The organism is Ideonella sp. B508-1 (assembly GCF_000333615.1).
GTDB lineage: Bacteria > Pseudomonadota > Gammaproteobacteria > Burkholderiales > Burkholderiaceae_C > Ideonella.
In genome coordinates this window covers 12,755-29,841 of sequence record NZ_BADL01000164.1, presented here as the reverse complement: position 1 = coordinate 29,841, position 17,087 = coordinate 12,755, and the positions used below count along the sequence as shown (strand labels likewise).

Below are 17,087 nucleotides of genomic sequence, written 5' to 3'. Positions count from 1 at the left end.
GGCGCGGGCTCGATGGCCTGATGGCCTTGCCGCCATAGCTCTTGGGAGCGGCCACCTGACGGCCGCTGTGCGGGGCCAGCCAGGCGGACCAGTCCGTCCACCAGCTGCCAGGATGCTCCTGCGCCCCCTCCAGCCAAGCCTGCGCCTGCGCGGGCAACTGCTCGTTGATCCAGTGCGAACGCTTGCGAGCCTCGGGCGGGTTGATGACGCCGGCGATGTGGCCGGAGGCCCCCAGCACGAAACGGCGCGGTCCCTGGAACAGCCGGGTCGAGGCGTAGGCGCTCTGCCAGGGCACGATGTGGTCCTCGCGCGAGGCGTAGAGGTAGATCGGCAGCTTCAGCAGGCCGAGATCCAGACGCTCGCCGCAGACGGTGAGCGCGCCGGGTTCGCGCAGGCGGTTTTCCAGGTAGGTGTTGCGCAGGTACCAGCAGTACATCGGCCCGGGCAGGTTGGTGCTGTCGCCGTTCCAGTACAACAGGTCGAAGGCCGGCGGCATCTCGCCCTTGAGGTAGTTGCCGACCACGTAGTTCCACACCAGGTCGTTCGGGCGCAGAAAGTTGAAGGCCGTGGACAGTTCCTGCCCCTTGAGCAGCTTGGGACCGCCCGGCGCCTTGTCGCCGATGGTGACCTCGCGCAGCTGCACGGCGGCCTCGTCGATGAAGACGTCCAGCATGCCGGTGTCGCTGAAGTCCAGCAACGTGGTCAGCAGGGTCATCGACGCCGCAGGGTGCTCGCCGCGGGCCGCCAGCACGGCCAGCGCCGTGGCCAGCAGCGTGCCGCCCACGCAGAAGCCCAGGGTGTTGATCTGCTTGGCGCCGGAGAGCGCCTGCACCGTGTGGATGGCGCGGATGACGGCCTGCTCGATGTAGTCGTCCCAACCCCGGTTGGCCAGGCCCTCGTCGGGGTTGCGCCAGCTGAGCATGAACACCCGGTTGCCCTGGGCCACCGCATAGCGCACCAGCGAATTGGCAGGCTGCAGGTCCATGATGTAGTACTTGTTGATGCACGGCGGCACCATCAGCAGCGGACGCTCGGCCACCTTGGGGGTCAGGGGCTTGTACTCGATCAGCTGGAACAGCTCGTCTTCGAAGACCACCGCTCCCTCGGTGGTGGCCACGTTGCGGCCCACCTCGAACTGCGTGGTGTCGGTCTGGGACACATGTCCCTGGCGCAGGTCATTCCACAGGAGCTGCATGCCCTGGACGATGCTCTGGCCGCCGGTCTCCAGGGCCTTTCGCTGGGCCTCCGGGTTGAAGGCCAGGTAGTTGGCCGGGCTGGCGGCGTCCACCCATTGCTGCACCGCAAAGCGCACCCGGGCCTTGGTCTTCTCGTCCGCCTGCACGGCATCGGCCAGCTGCGTCAGCGTGCGCGCATTGAGCAGGTACATGCGCGCGACATAGTCGGTGCTGGGCTGGGCCTGCCAGTCCGCCGCGCTGAAACGCCGGTCCTTGACCGGCGGTAAGGGGGCACCGGCCTCTCCGGCGGCGGGGCCCAGCACGCTGTTCCAGAGCAGCGTGGCATCCCGCAGGTAGTCGGCCTGCAGCTGGGACAAGCTGGCCGGTGGGATGCTGAGCGCGGACAGCGACTTCCACATCTCCCCCACGGCAGAGCCGAAGGCTTCGGCGGGATCGGGCTGCGGGCCCGTCTTGGCTTGCTCGGACTTCTTCTTCGTCACCACGCTCGTGGTCTCCGTCATGCCCTCACAATGGATGTGGTGAGTCGGCGNTGCCTCACCCACCTTCATCCCTCTCTGACCCGAATGTATATCGTTGCCATTGCATGGGCCTTCGTCGTTGTGCTGATGACACTCGTGGAAGCCACCTCTCCCCAGGGCAGCGTGCTGGGGGCACTCTTCACCTTGTTGTTGTATGGCGTCATCCCGCTGACGGTCGTGCTCTACATCCTGGGCACACCAGCGCGGCGACGGGCCCGGCTGCGCATGACGGAACAGGCCCCGGCCACATCGGCCGCGGGGCCCATTTCAGACGATCCAGATGGCGGCAGCGTGTCGGCCGGTGTCCCGGTCGCGTCGGAACGAGAAGAACCGTGATGGCTCGCTGACGGTGCACCACTGCCCGCCGCCGACCCGATGCAGGCCGAGATGACACAGGCGCTCCCGGGCCAGGCCAGGCAGATCGGCCCACCACTTGCCGGCCGTGCCGGTGGCGCGAAAGCGCTCGGCCGTGTGTGAGGGCTGCTGGAGGAAGGCGGTCCGCACCTCCTCGCCCACTTCGAAGCGCTCCGGGCCGATGCAGGCGCCCAGCCAAGCCGACAGCTCCGATGGCTCGCAGGCCGTGGCCTCGCACAAGGCGGTCACTGTGCGCTCCAGCACGCCGCCCGCCAAGCCCCGCCAGCCGGCGTGGGCGGCGGCCACCCCGCGCCCGTCAGGTGCGGCCAGCAGCACCGGTAGGCAGTCCGCCACCAGCACCGTGCAGGCCACTCCACGGTCGGTGGTGAAGCTGGCATCGGCCACCGGATGCTCGCCGGCCGCAGGCAGATCGGCCCGGTGCAGGCGCACCGCGTCGGCCCCGTGCACCTGGTTGAGATAGACCGGCACGGCGCCATCCAATGCTGCCGCGAAACGCCGCTGGTTCTCCCGGATGTGGTCGGGATCGTCCTCGGTGGCCCGGGGCAGTTCGTTGGGGCGCAGGTTGAGTCCCTGGCAGGCCCCCTGGCTGACACCCCCAGCCCGGGTGGCCATCAGCCCCCGGACCTGTGCGGGCAGCCCGTCGGCCACCAACCAATCGGGATGGCGTTCACTCGGCATCGGGGCAGTGCTTCGGCTGGGTCTTGTCGAAGGCTGGCAGGGCCATGCAGGCCTCGTACACCCGCATCACCTGGGGCACGTGCTCCAGCCGGCAGGCGAAGCGCTGGGCATTGAAGACCTGGGGCACCAGCACGCAGTCCACCAGGCCGGGTTGATCGCCGCAGGCATAGCGGGACGGCGCCTGGGCCAGTTGGGCGTCCAGCGTCGCCAGGCCCGACTCCACCCAGTGCCGGTACCAGCGCAGCTTGTCGTCCTCGGACAGCCCCAGGTCCTTCACCAGAAAGCGCAGCACCCGGGTGTTGTTCAGCGGGTGGATCTCGCAGGCCATGTCCATCGCCAGCGCGCGCACGCGGGCCCGTTCGGCGGGATCACGCGGCAGCAGCGGCGGTTCGGGATGGGTTTCGTCCAGGTATTCCAGGATGGCCAGGGACTGGTGCAGGCGCAGATCGCCATCGACCAGCAAAGGCACCAGGCGCGTGGGGGAAACCGCACCATAGGACTCACCATGCTGCTCCCCCTTGACCAGGTGAACAGGGCGGTAGGTGTAGTCCAGCCCCTTCAGGGCCAGGCCGATGCGCACCCGGTAGGACGCGGAAGACCGGAAGTAGTTGAAGAGTTCCATCTCGCCAGGGATGTGCGGTTCAGGCCGGGCATCATGCCATGGGCACCGGTACACTTTGTCGCCATGCTGCCCGTGCGCTCGATCTGCCACTGCCGCGTTTGCGGTGCCCCCACCGAATACCGCATTCCGCCGGATGACAACCGCCCACGGGCCACCTGTACCGCCTGTGGCCTGGTGCACTACGAGAATCCACTCAACGTGGTGGGCACCGTGCCGGTCTGGAACGACCAGGTGCTGCTGTGCCGTCGGGCCATCGAGCCCCGGCACGGGCTCTGGACCTTGCCCGCCGGGTTCATGGAGCTGGGCGAGACGACCGCCGAGGGGGCCTTGCGCGAGACGGACGAGGAGTCAGGCGCCCACGTCGAGCTGCAAGGGCTCTTCACCCTGCTGAACGTCGTGCGGGTCGGGCAGGTGCATCTGTTCTACCGCGCCCGGATGCTGGATCTGCACCTGGACCCGGGGCCGGAGACCCTGGAGGCCCGCCTCTTCCGGGAGGACGAGATCCCCTGGGATGAACTGGCCTTCCGCACCGTGCGCGAGACGCTGCGGCTGTTCTTCGAGGATCGCCGCGCCGGTCAGTACGGCATCCACAGCCTGGACATCGCCTGAGTCCTTCGGTCACACAGGCTGAAGTCCGGCCGTGCGGCTGATCGTCGGTGGGCGCTGCCCAGAGTTCCAGCCGTGCAAAGCGATTGCTGCTTTGCACATCCAGGATGCGGGTGGGCGCCCAGCTGGAACTGCCGGTCCTGGTGGTCCACGACCTGGGGCAGTGACAGGGCTTTGTTCTGGTAGTGCAGGTTGATCCCTTGTGCACCCCCGGGCCGCGCCCTCGAAAGGCAGGACAGTCCGCTCGACGGAACAAAAAAGGGAACCCGAAGGTCCCCTGCTTTGCCCGTGGCGGAGGATGAGCGCCTCAGCGCCGCTGAGGCGGCAGGTCGGTGCAGCTGCCGTGCGCCACCTCGGCCGCCATGCCCAGGCTTTCGCCCAGCGTGGGGTGCGGGTGGATGGTGGCGCCGATGTCCACCGCGTCCGCGCCCATCTCGATGGCCAGCGCGATCTCGCCGATCATGTCGCCCGCATGGGTGCCGACGATGCCGCCACCCAGGATGCGGCCGTGGCCATGGGCCTCGGGCGAATCGTCGAACAGCAGCTTGGTGAAACCTTCGTCGCGGCCGTTGGCGATGGCGCGGCCCGAGGCTGTCCAGGGGAACAGGCCCTTCTTGACCTTGATGCCCTGGGCCTTGGCCTGGTCCTCGGTCAGGCCCACCCAGGCCACCTCGGGGTCGGTGTAGGCCACGCTGGGGATCACGCGGGCGTCGAACTGGCTGCGGGCCAGGGTGGCGTCACCCTTGACCGTGCCGGCGATGACCTCGGCCGCCACATGGCCCTCGTGCACCGCCTTGTGTGCCAGCATGGGCTGGCCCACCACGTCGCCAATGGCGAAGATGTGCGGCACATTGGTGCGCAGCTGAGCATCCACCGGGATGAAGCCGCGCTCGCCCACGGCCACGCCAGCGGCCTCGGCACCGATCTTCTTGCCATTGGGCGTGCGGCCCACGGCCTGCAGCACCAGGTCGTAGACCTGCTCGCTGGTCGTGCCGTCGGCGGCCTCGAACTTCACCTTGATGCCTTCGGGCGTGGCTTCGGCCCCCACCGTCTTGGTCTTCAACATGATGTTGTCGAAGCGCGGCGCGTTCATCTTCTGCCACACCTTGACCAGGTCTCGGTCGGCGCCCTGCATCAGGCCGTCCAGCATCTCCACCACGTCCAGGCGGGCGCCCAGGGTGGAATAGACGGTGCCCATCTCCAAACCGATGATGCCGCCGCCGACGATCAGCATCTTCTTCGGCACGGACTTCAGGTTCAGCGCGCCGGTGGAGTCCACGATGCGCTCATCGGCCGGGAAGAACGGCAGACGAACGGCCTGCGAACCCGCGGCGATGATGGCGTGGCCGAACTTGACCACCTTGCGGCCGCCACTGCGGTCCTGCCCGGTGCCGGTGGTCTCGTCCACCTGCAGGTGGTAGGGGTCGATGAAGCTGCCGTAGCCGCGCACGATGGTGACCTTGCGCATCTTGGCCATGGCGCCCAGGCCGCCGGTCAGCTTGCCGACCACCTTTTCCTTGTGGCCACGCAGCTTGTCGATGTCCACCGCCGGCTCGGCGTAGGCAATGCCCGCGTCGGCCAGGTGCTTGACCTCGTCCATCACCGCGGCCACGTGCAGCAGCGCCTTGGATGGGATGCAGCCCACGTTCAGACAGACGCCGCCCAGGGTCGGGTAGCGCTCGACCACCACCACGTTCAGGCCCAGGTCGGCGGCCCGGAAGGCGGCCGAATAGCCGCCGGGGCCACCGCCCAGCACCAGCACGTCGCAGCTCAGGTCCACCGGGCCGGCGTAGCTGCCGGCCGCGGCAGGGGCCGCCACGGGTGCGGGGGCCGGTGCCGCAGCGGCTGCCACGGGAGCAGCCACCGGTGCGGCAGGTGCTGCCGCAGCGGCTTCGGCCGCTTCCAGCGTCAGGATCACGCTGCCCTGGTTGACCTTGTCGCCCAGGGCCACCTTCAGCTCCTTGACCACCCCGGCATGGCTGCTGGGGATTTCCATCGAGGCCTTGTCGGACTCGACGGTGATCAGGCTCTGCTCGGCCTTCACCGTGTCGCCCGGCTTGACCAGCAGCTCGATGATGGCCACGTCCTTGAAATCGCCGATGTCCGGCACACGCACGTCGATCAATGCCATGCTGTGCTCCCGCTCAGAGGGCGATGCGGCGGAAATCCGCCAGCAGCTGCGCCAGGTAGACGTTGAAGCGGGTGGCCAGCGCGCCGTCGATCACGCGGTGATCGGCGGTCAGCGACAGCGGCAGCACCAGGCGCGGCTGGAAGGCCTTGCCGTCCCACACCGGTTTCATCACGCTCTTGTTGACGCCCAGGATGGCGACCTCCGGCGCGTTGACGATCGGCGCGAAACCGGTGCCGCCAATGCCGCCCAGGCTGGAGATGGTGAAGCAGGCGCCCTGCATGTCGGCCGGGCCCAGCTTGCCGTCGCGGGCCTTCTTGGCCAGCACGGCCGACTCGGCGGCGATCTCGACCACGCTCTTCTTGTCGGCGTCCTTGATCACCGGCACCACCAGGCCATTGGGCGTGTCGGCCGCAAAGGCGATGTGGAAGTACTTCTTGTAGACCAGGTTGTCGCCGTCCAGCGAGCTGTTGAACTCGGGGAACTTCTGCAGGGCCTTGACGCAGGCCTTGACCAGGAAGGCCAGCATGGTCAGCTTGGCGCCGCCAGACTTCTCGTTTTCCTTGTTCACCAGGACGCGGAAGTCCTCCAGGTCGGTGATGTCGGCGTCCTCGTGGTAGGTGACCGCGGGGATCATCACCCAGTTGCGGGCCAGGTTGGCGCCGCTGATCTTCTTGATGCGCGACAGGGCCACGGTTTCGATCTCGCCGAACTTGGCGAAATCGACCTTGGGCCAGGGCAGCAGGCCGGGGATGCCACCGCCCTGCTCGGCCGCCGGCGCGGCAGCCTTCTGGGCGGCGGTCTTCACCTGGCCGGCCATCACGCCCTTGACGAAGCCCTGCAGGTCCGCCTGGGTGATGCGGCCCTTGGGACCACTGCCCTGGACCTCGGCCAGCGGCACGCCCAGTTCGCGCGCCATCTTGCGGATGCTGGGCGAGGCGTGCGGCAGCTTGCCACTGGGGGCGACGGTGGGCTCATGCGCGGGCACCACCGACGCGACCGGCGCCGCCGCCACAGCGACGGCCGGAGCCGCCACGGCCACCGCAGGCGCGGCGGCCGGCGCAGCCGCCACCGGTGCGGCCGCCGACGCAGCGCCTTCCAGGATGGCCACCAGGCTGCCCTGGTTGACCTTGTCGCCCAGGGCGACCTTGATCTCCTTGACCACGCCGGCCGCGCTGGAGGGGATCTCCATCGAGGCCTTGTCGGACTCGACCGTGATCAGGCTCTGCTCGGCCTTGACGGTGTCACCCACCTTGACCAGCAGTTCGATGACCGCGACATCCTTGAAGTCGCCGATGTCGGGCACCCGCACCTCAATCGGGCCCGAGGCTGCCGGAGCGGCCACAGGAGCCGCCGCCGCAGGGGCGGCCACCGGTGCCGCCACCGCGGGCGCAGGGGCTGCGGCCGGGGCAGGCGCAGCTGCGCTGCCCGCCGTTTCCAGCAGCAGCAGCAGGCTGCCTTCGTTGACCTTGTCGCCCAGGGCGACCTTGAGCTCCTTGACCACGCCCGCGTGGCTCGACGGAATCTCCATCGAGGCCTTGTCGGATTCGACCGTGATCAGGCTTTGCTCGGCCTTGACCGTGTCGCCGGGCTTGACCAGCAGCTCGATCACGGCGACGTCCTTGAAATCCCCGATGTCGGGGACCTTCACTTCCACCAATGCCATGTCAAGCCTCCTGCCGAGCCGCCTCAAAGGAGGCTTGCGCCCCCTCGGGGGGCAGCGAATGGATATGAGCGTGGGGGTTCATGTCTTGTCTCCGGTGCGTCAGGCGTACAGCGGGTTGATCTTGTCGGCGTTCAGGCCGTACTTGGCAATCGCCTCGGCCACCAGGGTGGCGGGCACACTGCCTTCGTCGGCCAGGGCCTTCAGGGCGGCGACCACGACGTAGTGGCGGTTCACCTCGAAGTGGCAACGCAGCTTGCTGCGGAAGTCACTGCGACCGAAGCCATCGGTGCCCAGCACCTTGTAGCTGCGGCCCTTGGGGATGAAGGCGCGAATCTGCTCGGCGTAGCTCTTGATGTAGTCGGTCGAGGCGATGACCGGACCTGCGTGGGCCGAGAGTTGCTCGGTGACGAAGGGCACCTTGGGCGTCTCGGTCGGATGCAGCAGGTTCCAGCGCTCGCAGTCCTGGCCGTCGCGGGCCAGTTCGTTGAAGCTCGGGCAGCTCCAGATGTTGGCGGCCACGCCCCAGTCGGCTTCCAGCAGGGCCTTGGCGGCCATCGACTCGCGCAGGATGGTGCCCGAGCCCAGCAGGTTGACGCGCGGGGTCTTCTTGGCGCCCTCCTCCAGCAGGTACATGCCCTTGATGATCTGCTCTTCGGTGCCCGGCTTCAGGCCCGGCATGGCGTAGTTCTCGTTGAGCAGGGTGATGTAGAAGAACACGTTCTCCTGCCGCTCGACCATGCGCTTGAGGCCATGGTGCATGATCACCGCCACCTCGTGTGCGAAGGTCGGGTCGTAGCTGACGCAGTTCGGGATGGTGCCCGCCAGGATGTGGCTGTGGCCGTCCTCGTGCTGCAGGCCTTCACCGTTCAGCGTGGTGCGGCCCGAGGTGCCGCCCAGCAGGAAGCCGCGGGCCTGCATGTCGCCTGCCGCCCACGCCAGGTCGCCGATGCGCTGGAAGCCGAACATCGAGTAGTACACGTAGAACGGGATCATGATCCGGTTGTTCGTGCTGTAGCTCGTGGCCGCGGCGATCCAGCTGGCCATGCCGCCAGCTTCGTTGATGCCTTCCTGCAGGATCTGGCCGTTGGTCTCTTCCTTGTAGTACATGACCTGGTCGCGGTCGACCGGGGTGTACTGCTGGCCCTTGGGGTTGTAGATGCCGATCTGGCGGAACAGGCCTTCCATGCCGAAGGTGCGGGCCTCGTCCACCAGGATGGGCACCACGCGCGGGCCAATGGCCTGGTCGCGCAGCAGCTGGGTCAGGAAGCGCACATAGGCCTGGGTGGTGGAGATCTCGCGCCCGGCGGTGGTGGGCTCCAGCACCGCCTTGAAGATGTCCAGCGACGGCACGGTGAACTGCTCGCTGGCCTTGGTGCGGCGGTGCGGCAGGTAGCCGCCCAGCTCCTTGCGGCGGGCATGCAGGTACTGCATTTCCGGCGTGTCGTCGGCCGGCTTGTAGAACGGGATCTTGGGCAGCTCGCTGTCCGGGATGGGGATGTTGAAGCGGTCGCGGAAGAACTTGATGTCCTCGTCGGTCAGCTTCTTGGTCTGGTGGGCGGTGTTCTTGCCTTCACCGCTCTTGCCCATGCCGTAGCCCTTGACCGTCTTGACCAGCAGCACCGTGGGCTGGCCCTTGTGGTGGTGGGCGCGGTGGAAGGCGGCATAGACCTTCTGGGCATCGTGGCCGCCGCGGCGCAGGGCCCAGACGTCGTCGTCGCTCATGTGCTCGACCAGCTTGGCCGTGCGCGGATCACGCTCGAAGAAGTGCTTGCGGACAAAGGCGCCGTCGTTGGCCTTGAAGGCCTGGTAGTCACCGTCCAGGGTGTCCATCATGAGCTTGCGCAGCGCACCGTCCTTGTCGCGCGCCAGCAGCGGATCCCAGTTGCTGCCCCAGATCAGCTTGATCACGTTCCAGCCCGAGCCGCGGAACTCGCCCTCGAGTTCCTGGATGATCTTGCCGTTGCCGCGCACCGGGCCATCCAGGCGCTGCAGGTTGCAGTTGACGACGAAGATCAGGTTGTCCAGGCCTTCGCGCGCGGCCAGGCCGATGGCGCCCAGGCTCTCGGGCTCGTCCATCTCTCCATCGCCCAGGAAGGCCCAGACCTTGCGCTCGGAGGTGTCGGCAATGCCGCGGGCGTGCAGGTACTTCAGGAAGCGGGCCTGGTAGATGGCCATCAAGGGGCCCAGGCCCATCGACACGGTGGGGAACTGCCAGAACTCGGGCATCAGCTTCGGATGCGGGTAGCTCGACAGGCCCTTGCCGTCCACTTCCTGGCGAAAGTTCAGCAACTGCTCTTCGCTGATGCGGCCTTCCAGGAAGGCGCGGGCGTAGATGCCGGGGGCGCTGTGGCCCTGGATGTACAGCAGGTCTCCCCCGTGCTTGCCCCCCTGGTCGGTGTCGTCGGCATGCCAGAAGTGGTTGAAGCCGGCCGCCAGCATGTGGGCCAGCGAGGCGAAGGAGGAGATGTGGCCGCCCAGGTCACCGCCGTCCTCGGGGTGCAGGCGGTTGGCCTTGACCACCATGGCCATGGCGTTCCAGCGCATGAAGGCACGCAGCCGGCCTTCCAGGTCCAGGTTGCCGGGCGAGCGGGCCTCGTCCTGCGGCTCGATGGTGTTGACGTAGCCGGTGGTCGCCGAGAACGGCAGGTCCACGCCGTTCTGACGGGCCTCTTCCAGCAGTTGCTCCAGCAGGAAGTGCCCGCGTTCGCGCCCTTCGGACTCGATGACGGCGTTCAGGGCATCCAGCCATTCACGGGTTTCCTGGCTGTCGGCATCGACGGCCGGGGTGCCCATGGAGGATTCGGGCAGAGCGGACATGCGTGTCTCCTGAGTTTGTGCGGGGCGGCCTGTGGCTTCCCGCCATGGTGGAACTTGAGTGCGGGCGGAGTGTGGCACAGCCCGGTTTGATTTTCAAATAGCGAATGCTGATTCCATAATGCGATAAAAATCAGGTGCCCAAACAACGCTTTTCTAGGGGAAAACCCCTGATAAAAGCATGCTGTGCTGCACCATCACCTTCAATTCCGGCTTCGATAATCTCGTTTGATGCAAGCCCCCCGCGATGTCTTTCCTCCGCTGCCGTCCAGCCGGCTCAATCTGCTCCTGCAGCGCTGGTGGGGGCGGCAGTCGCCGTCCCGTCAGGATCGGCTGGCCACCCTCGCGCCGCTCACCTCGGTGCTGCTCTTTCTCGCTGCGATCACATTCGCCTTCTGGTACCTGCGCAATGAGGAGGTGAGCCGGGCGGAAGAGTCGCTGCGCCGAGACACCGAGGTGGCCCAGCAGGAGATCCGCCTTCACCTGGTCGACAACCAGGAGCAACTGTTGCGCATCGCGCGCGAAGTGGCCACCCGGGCGATCACCCCTGAGCAGTTCGTCACCCAGGCAGCCGGCTTTCTGCAGGCCCGGCCCGCGGTCCGTTACCTGAACTGGCTCAACGCCCGGGGAGAGCTGCGCGCCAGCCAGTCCCTGCAATCGGGCGCGGTCACGGAAGACTTCGAGCAGGTGGCGCATGGCGCCGGCCTGCTGGCGGGCGAGGGGGCGGCCAGCGCGCCCCAGGCCTCGGAAGCTGCCCTGGAGGCCGTTCGGGCCATGCGCCAGCCCACCTACTCGCGCCCCTTCCGCAACGCCGATGGGGTGTGGGTCTTCCAGTTGCAGGTGCCCATCATCGACCGGGGCGCCTTCGCGGGCGTGCTGGTGGCCGAGTACGGACTGGACACGCTGCTGCGCACGGCGGTGCCGGCCGAGGTGACCGTGCGCCACCCGGTCAGCATCCTGGATGTGGACTTCAGTCCGCTGGTGAGCACGGTGACCAACCTGCCCGGACAGCGCAGTGCGCCGCCCTCCATGACCCTGGACCTGCCGCTGACCCCGGCTGCCAACGGGCTGATGCTGCGGGGCCAGGGCTACCGCACGACCGCTGGCCTGGTGGGCAACACCCTGTTCTGGATGGTGGTGGCCCTCTCCGCCCTCACCGTCTGGACCCTGCTGGCCACCTGGCGCCACATGCGTCGGCGCGCCCAGATCCAGAACGCGCTGATCAACGAGACCAATTTCCGGCGGGCCATGGAAAACTCCATGCTCACCGGCATGCGTGCCACCGACATGGATGGCCGCGTGACCTATGTGAACCCGGCCTTCTGTGCCATGACGGGCTATGCCGAGTCCGATCTGCTGGACACCCTGCCGCCCTTCCCTTACTGGCCCAGCGACCGGGTGGACGAGCACATGCGCATCTTCCAGCAGGAGCTGCAGGGCCGCAGCCCGGCCGGCGGCATCGAGGTCAAGGTGCAGCGCAAGGATGGCTCGAACTTTGATGCGCGCCTGTATGTGTCGCCGCTGATCGACCCGCGCGGCCAGCAGACCGGCTGGATGACCTCGATGACCAACATCACCGAGGCCAAGCGCATCCGCGACCAGCTCTCCGCCTCGCACGAGCGCTTCACCACCGTGCTGGAAGGCCTGGACGCCGCGGTGTCGGTGCTGTCGGTGCAGCAGGGCGAGCTGCTCTTCGCCAACCGGTCCTACCGCCTCTGGTTCGGGGCCGATGCCCGGGGCCACGATCTGCTGGCCAATGGCGACGCCGCCTACACCGAGGTGCCCGAAGACGATGTGGATGCGATGTCCGGCCTGCCGACCCAGGAACTGACGGACATCGGCACCCACCCGCGCGAGGTCTATGTCGAATCCCTCCAGATGTGGTTCGACGTGCGCACGCGCTACCTGCAGTGGACCGACGGCCGCCTGGCGCAAATGCTGATCGCCACCGACATCACCGCACGCCGCCGCGTGGAAGAGCAGGCCCAGCAGCAGGCCGAGCGGGCGCAGGTCACCAGCCGCCTGGTGACGATGGGCGAAATGGCCTCCTCGGTGGCCCACGAACTCAACCAGCCGCTGACTGCCATCACCAACTACTGCAACGGCATCGTCAGCCGGGTGCGCAACAACGCCATCAACACCGAGGAGCTGGTGGCCGCGCTGCAGAAGACCGCGCGCCAGGCCGAACGCGCCGGCCAGGTGATCCACCGCATCCGGGCCTTCGTCAAGAAGAGCGAGCCGCAGCGCCAGGCCGCCAAGGCCCAGGACATCGTCGAGGACGCGGTGGAATTGGCCGGCATCGAGCTGCGCCGGCGCAAGGTGGCCATCCATACCTATGTGGCCCAGCGCCTGCCGCTGCTGCGCGTGGACCCCATCCTGATCGAGCAGGTGCTGATGAACCTGCTGAAGAACGCGGCCGAGGCCATCGACACCTCGCAGATGCCCGCCGAGCGGCGGCACATCGAGCTACAGGTGGTGCCCCGACAATCGCCCGACGAAGGCAGCGTCATCGAGTTCTCGGTCACCGATGCCGGTCCCGGTATGCGCGAGGAGGTGATTTCCCGTCTCTTCGAAGCCTTCTTCTCCACCAAGGCCGAGGGCCTGGGCATCGGGCTTTCCCTGTGTCGATCGATCATCGAGTCGCACCACGGCCGGATGCGTGCGGAGAACCTCTACAATGGATCGACCGTCATCGGGTGCAGGTTCGCCTTCACTCTGCCGGTTGATCAGACGCCCCCTGCAGATCGCCTGCCGGCGCCCGCGGTGCCCAAGGATGTTTCTGCGTCCAACCCCAACGCTGCTGCTTCATGAGCCTGATTCCAAAAAAGGGTACCGTCTACGTCGTGGATGACGACGAAGCCGTTCGCGATTCGCTCCAATGGCTGCTGGAAGGCAAGGACTACCGGGTCAAGTGCTTCGAGTCCGCCGAGTCCTTCCTCTCCCGCTTCGACCCCCGCGAGGTCGCCTGCCTGATCGCCGACATCCGCATGGATGGCATGAGCGGCCTGGAACTGCAGGACCGCCTGCTGGAGCGCAAGAGCCCGCTGCCGGTGGTGTTCATCACCGGCCATGGCGACGTGCCGATGGCCGTGACCACCATGAAGAAGGGCGCGATGGACTTCATCGAGAAGCCCTTCAAGGAAGAGGAGCTGGTGTCCCTGGTCGAGCGCATGCTGGACCAGGCCCGTGCCGCCTTCTCGCACCACCAGGAAGCCGCCAGCCGCGACGCCCTGCTCGCCCGTCTGACCACGCGTGAAGCCCAGGTGCTGGAACGCATCGTCGCCGGCCGCCTGAACAAGCAGATCGCCGACGATCTGGGCATCAGCATCAAGACGGTGGAGGCCCACCGGGCCAACATCATGGAGAAGCTCAACGCCAACACGGTGGCCGACCTGCTCAAGATCGCCTTGGGCGCCTCGCACAAGGCCTGACGCCAGGCCAACTTCGCTTGTCGCGATTGGGAACCATGGGGCCTTCGAGGCCCCTTTCCCTTTTTCGGCGCCCGCGTCGGCCGCTGCTTCGAACACCTCACTTCCGACCGAAAGAAACCGCCCATGACCGCCCAAGTGATCGACGGCAACGCCCTGTCCCGCCAACTCCGTGCCGAGGTCGCCCAGCGGGCGGCCGCCCTCAGCGCCCGCGGCCACCAGCCCGGCCTGGCCGTCATCCTGGTGGGGGACGACCCGGCCTCGGCCGTCTATGTGCGCAACAAGGTCAAGGCCTGCGAGGACAGCGGCGTGCGCTCGGTGTTCGAGAAGTACGACGCCAGCCTGACCGAGGCCGCGCTGCTCGAGCGCATCGCGGCACTGAACGCCGACCCGACGATCCACGGCATCCTGGTGCAGATGCCTCTGCCCAAGCACATCGACCCGCACAAGGTGATCGAGGCTATCGCCACCACCAAGGACGTGGATGGCTATTCGGTGCTCTCCGCCGGTGAGCTGATGGCCGGCCTGGAGGGCTTTCGCCCCTGCACGCCCTACGGCTGCATGAAGCTGATCGAGAGCACCGGCGTGTCGCTCAAGGGCAAGCACGCCGTGGTGATCGGCCGCAGCAACACGGTAGGCAAACCCATGGCCCTGCTGCTGCTGCAGGCCAATGCCACCGTCACCATCTGCCACAGCGGCACGCCCGACCTGGGCTACCACACCCGCCAGGCCGATGTGGTGGTGGCCGCCGTGGGCCGGCGCAACACGCTGACCGGAGACATGGTCAAGCCCGGGGCCATCGTGATCGACGTCGGCATCAACCGCAACGATGAAGGCAAACTCTGCGGCGACGTGGACTACGCCTCGGTGAGCCCCGTGGCCTCGCACATCACCCCGGTGCCCGGGGGCGTGGGGCCGATGACCATCACCATGCTGCTCGTCAACACACTGGAGGCCGCCGAACGGGTGGCCGCCCAGGCCTGAACCACCGCCACCGCGATCCGACCAGGACCCCATCGATGACCAATCCGCTGCTGCAGAACACCTCTCTCACCGACTTCGCCGCCGTGCGCCCCGAGCATGTGACGCCGGCGATCGACGCGCTGCTGGCCGAGGCCAATGCGGCGCTGGATCGCGCGGTGGGGCCCGATGTGCCGCCGGACTACGACGCGCTGTCGATGGTGTTGGAGGTGCCGGTGGAGCGGCTGGGCCGGGCCTGGGGCGTGGTCAACCACCTGGCCCACGTGGCCGACACACCCGAACTGCGCGCTGCCCACGCCGAGAACCTGCCGAAGATCACCGAGTACTACACCCGCCAGGGCAGTGACGAGCGGCTCTACGCCAAGTACAAGGCGATTGCCGCCAGCCCCGCCGCGGCCCAGCTGAGCCCGGCCCGCCGCCAGGCCCTGGCCCATGCGCTGCGCGACTTCCGTCTGGGCGGGGCCGATCTGCAGGGCGAGGCCAAGACCCGCTTCATGGCCCTCCAGGACCGCATGGCCGAGCTGTCGCAGGCCTTCTCCAACCACGTGCTGGACGCCACCGACGCCTTCGCCCACTACGCCACGGCGGAAGAGCTGGCCGGCGTGCCGGCCGATGTGGTGGCCGCCGCCCGCGCCGCCGCCGAGGCCGAGGGCAAGGACGGCCACAAGCTCACGCTGCACTTCCCCAGCTATTTCCCGGTCATGCAGTACGCCCAGAACCGGGCTCTGCGCGAAACCCTCTACACCGCCTACGTCACCCGCGCCAGCGAGCTGGGCGCTGCAGAGCGCGACAACAGTGCGGTCATGCGCGAGCTGCTGACCCTGCGGGCCGAGGAGGCCAGGCTGCTGGGCTTTGCCAACTATGCCGAAGTGTCCCTGGCCCCCAAGATGGCCGGCACCCCGGCCGAGGTGTTGCACTTTCTGCGGGATCTGGCCCAGCGCGCCCGTCCCAGCGCCGAAAAGGACCTGGCCGACCTGCGCGCCTTCGCCGCCAGCGAACTGGGCCTGACCGAGCTGCAGGCCTGGGATCTGGCCTACGCGGGCGAAAAGCTCAAGGAAGCCCGCTATGCCTTCAGTGACCAGGAGGTCAAGGCCTACCTGCCGCTGCCCAAGGTGCTCGATGGCCTGTTCCACATCGTCGAAACCCTGTTCGAGGTGAGCATCCGCCCGGCCGAGGCGCCGGTGTGGCACCCCTCCGTGCGCTTCTTCCGCATCGAACGGGCCGGTCAGGTGGTGGGCGAGTTCTACCTGGATCCGCATGCCCGCCCCGGCAAACGTCCCGGCGCCTGGATGGACAGCGCGCGCAGCCGCTGGCTGCGGGTCGATTCGCATCGCCTGCAGACCCCGGTGGCCTACCTGGTCTGCAACTTCTCTTCGCCGGTGGGCGACAAGCCGGCGCTGCTGACGCACGACGAGCTGACCACCCTCTTCCACGAGTTCGGGCACGGCCTGCACCACATGCTGACCCAGGTCGACGAGATGGGCGTCTCGGGCATCGACGGCGTCGAATGGGATGCGGTGGAGCTGCCCAGTCAGTTCATGGAGAACTTCTGCTGGGAGTGGGACGTCATCCGCCGCCTGAGCGCCCATGTGGACAGCGGCGAGCCGCTGCCCCGCGCCCTGTTCGACAAGATGCTGGCGGCCAAGAACTTCCAGAGCGGCCTGCAGACCCTGCGCCAGGTCGAGTTCGGCCTGTTCGACATGCGCCTGCACACCGAGGCCGATGCCGCCGAGCGCGTGCAGGCCATCCTGGCCGAGGTGCGCCAGGAAGTGGCCCTGGTGCCGGTACCGCCCTTCAGCCGCACGGCCCACACCTTCTCACACATCTTCGCGGGGGGCTACTCGGCAGGCTACTACTCCTACAAGTGGGCCGAGGTGCTCTCGGCCGACGCCTGGAGCGCCTTCGAGGAAGAAGGCGTGCTCAACCCGGAGACCGGCCGCCGCTACCGCCGCGAGATCCTGGAGGCCGGCGGCGCGCGCCCGGCCATCGAGAGCTTCAAGGCCTTCCGCGGCCGCGAGCCGCGCATCGACGCCCTGCTGCGCCACCAGGGCATGGCCTGAACCGGGGGCCAACCC

Annotated in this window: 11 protein-coding genes; 5 read left to right on the top strand and 6 right to left on the bottom strand. The window is 67.7% G+C overall.

What is annotated here, in order from left to right:
* The 3 genes from phaC to maiA form a co-directional block, all read right to left on the bottom strand.
* On the bottom strand, positions 1-1,696 hold a 1,696-nt coding region (gene phaC, locus I73_RS26690; protein WP_083876615.1), incomplete at its 3' end, for a class I poly(R)-hydroxyalkanoic acid synthase.
* A 285-nt stretch (positions 1,697-1,981) separates the two neighbouring features.
* Positions 1,982-2,767, bottom strand: coding sequence for a peptidoglycan editing factor PgeF (pgeF, locus tag I73_RS07780; protein ID WP_022980100.1), 786 nt, complete (start codon positions 2,765-2,767; stop codon positions 1,982-1,984).
* Positions 2,757-3,389, bottom strand: a complete 633-nt coding sequence (gene maiA / locus I73_RS07775; RefSeq protein ID WP_022980099.1) for a maleylacetoacetate isomerase — start codon at positions 3,387-3,389, stop codon at positions 2,757-2,759. The genes pgeF and maiA overlap by 11 nt, the downstream gene beginning before the upstream one ends.
* Before the next feature lie 63 nt (positions 3,390-3,452).
* Here maiA and I73_RS07770 point away from each other — a divergent pair, with 63 nt between their 5' ends.
* A complete protein-coding gene (locus tag I73_RS07770) occupies positions 3,453-3,998 on the top strand; it encodes an NUDIX hydrolase (RefSeq protein WP_022980098.1) in 546 nt (181 codons plus the stop codon).
* Between the two features lie 304 nt (positions 3,999-4,302).
* Here the strand turns inward: I73_RS07770 and lpdA are convergent, their stop codons facing one another.
* The 3 genes from lpdA to aceE all read right to left on the bottom strand — a co-directional run bounded on the left by lpdA (position 4,303) and on the right by aceE (position 10,606).
* Positions 4,303-6,126, bottom strand: a complete 1,824-nt coding sequence (lpdA, locus tag I73_RS07760; RefSeq protein ID WP_022980097.1) for a dihydrolipoyl dehydrogenase — start codon at positions 6,124-6,126, stop codon at positions 4,303-4,305.
* Between the two features lie 13 nt (positions 6,127-6,139).
* Entirely contained in the window at positions 6,140-7,789 is a 1,650-nt protein-coding gene (aceF, locus tag I73_RS07755; protein WP_022980096.1) for a dihydrolipoyllysine-residue acetyltransferase, read from the bottom strand.
* A 99-nt stretch (positions 7,790-7,888) separates the two neighbouring features.
* Positions 7,889-10,606 carry a pyruvate dehydrogenase (acetyl-transferring), homodimeric type gene (gene aceE, locus I73_RS07750; protein WP_022980095.1) on the bottom strand — a complete coding sequence of 906 codons (2,718 nt, stop codon included), beginning with the start codon at positions 10,604-10,606 and terminating at the stop codon, positions 7,889-7,891.
* 228 nt (positions 10,607-10,834) lie between these two features.
* On the opposite strand from aceE, the gene I73_RS26685 reads away from it, so the two are divergent.
* From I73_RS26685 to I73_RS07730, 4 genes are all read left to right on the top strand, one after another.
* A complete protein-coding gene (locus I73_RS26685) occupies positions 10,835-13,414 on the top strand; it encodes a PAS domain S-box protein (protein WP_022980094.1) in 2,580 nt (859 codons plus the stop codon).
* Positions 13,411-14,034 (top strand): response regulator transcription factor, encoded by a 624-nt coding sequence (locus I73_RS07740; RefSeq protein WP_022980093.1) that lies wholly within the window; start codon positions 13,411-13,413, stop codon positions 14,032-14,034. The genes I73_RS26685 and I73_RS07740 overlap by 4 nt, the downstream gene beginning before the upstream one ends.
* Positions 14,035-14,157: 123 nt before the next feature.
* Positions 14,158-15,015: a bifunctional methylenetetrahydrofolate dehydrogenase/methenyltetrahydrofolate cyclohydrolase FolD gene (gene folD, locus I73_RS07735; RefSeq protein WP_022980092.1), complete on the top strand. Its 858-nt coding sequence runs from the start codon at positions 14,158-14,160 to the stop codon at positions 15,013-15,015.
* A gap of 35 nt (positions 15,016-15,050) precedes the next feature.
* A complete protein-coding gene (locus tag I73_RS07730; RefSeq protein ID WP_022980091.1) occupies positions 15,051-17,072 on the top strand; it encodes a M3 family metallopeptidase in 2,022 nt (673 codons plus the stop codon).
* Positions 17,073-17,087 lie beyond the last annotated feature (15 nt).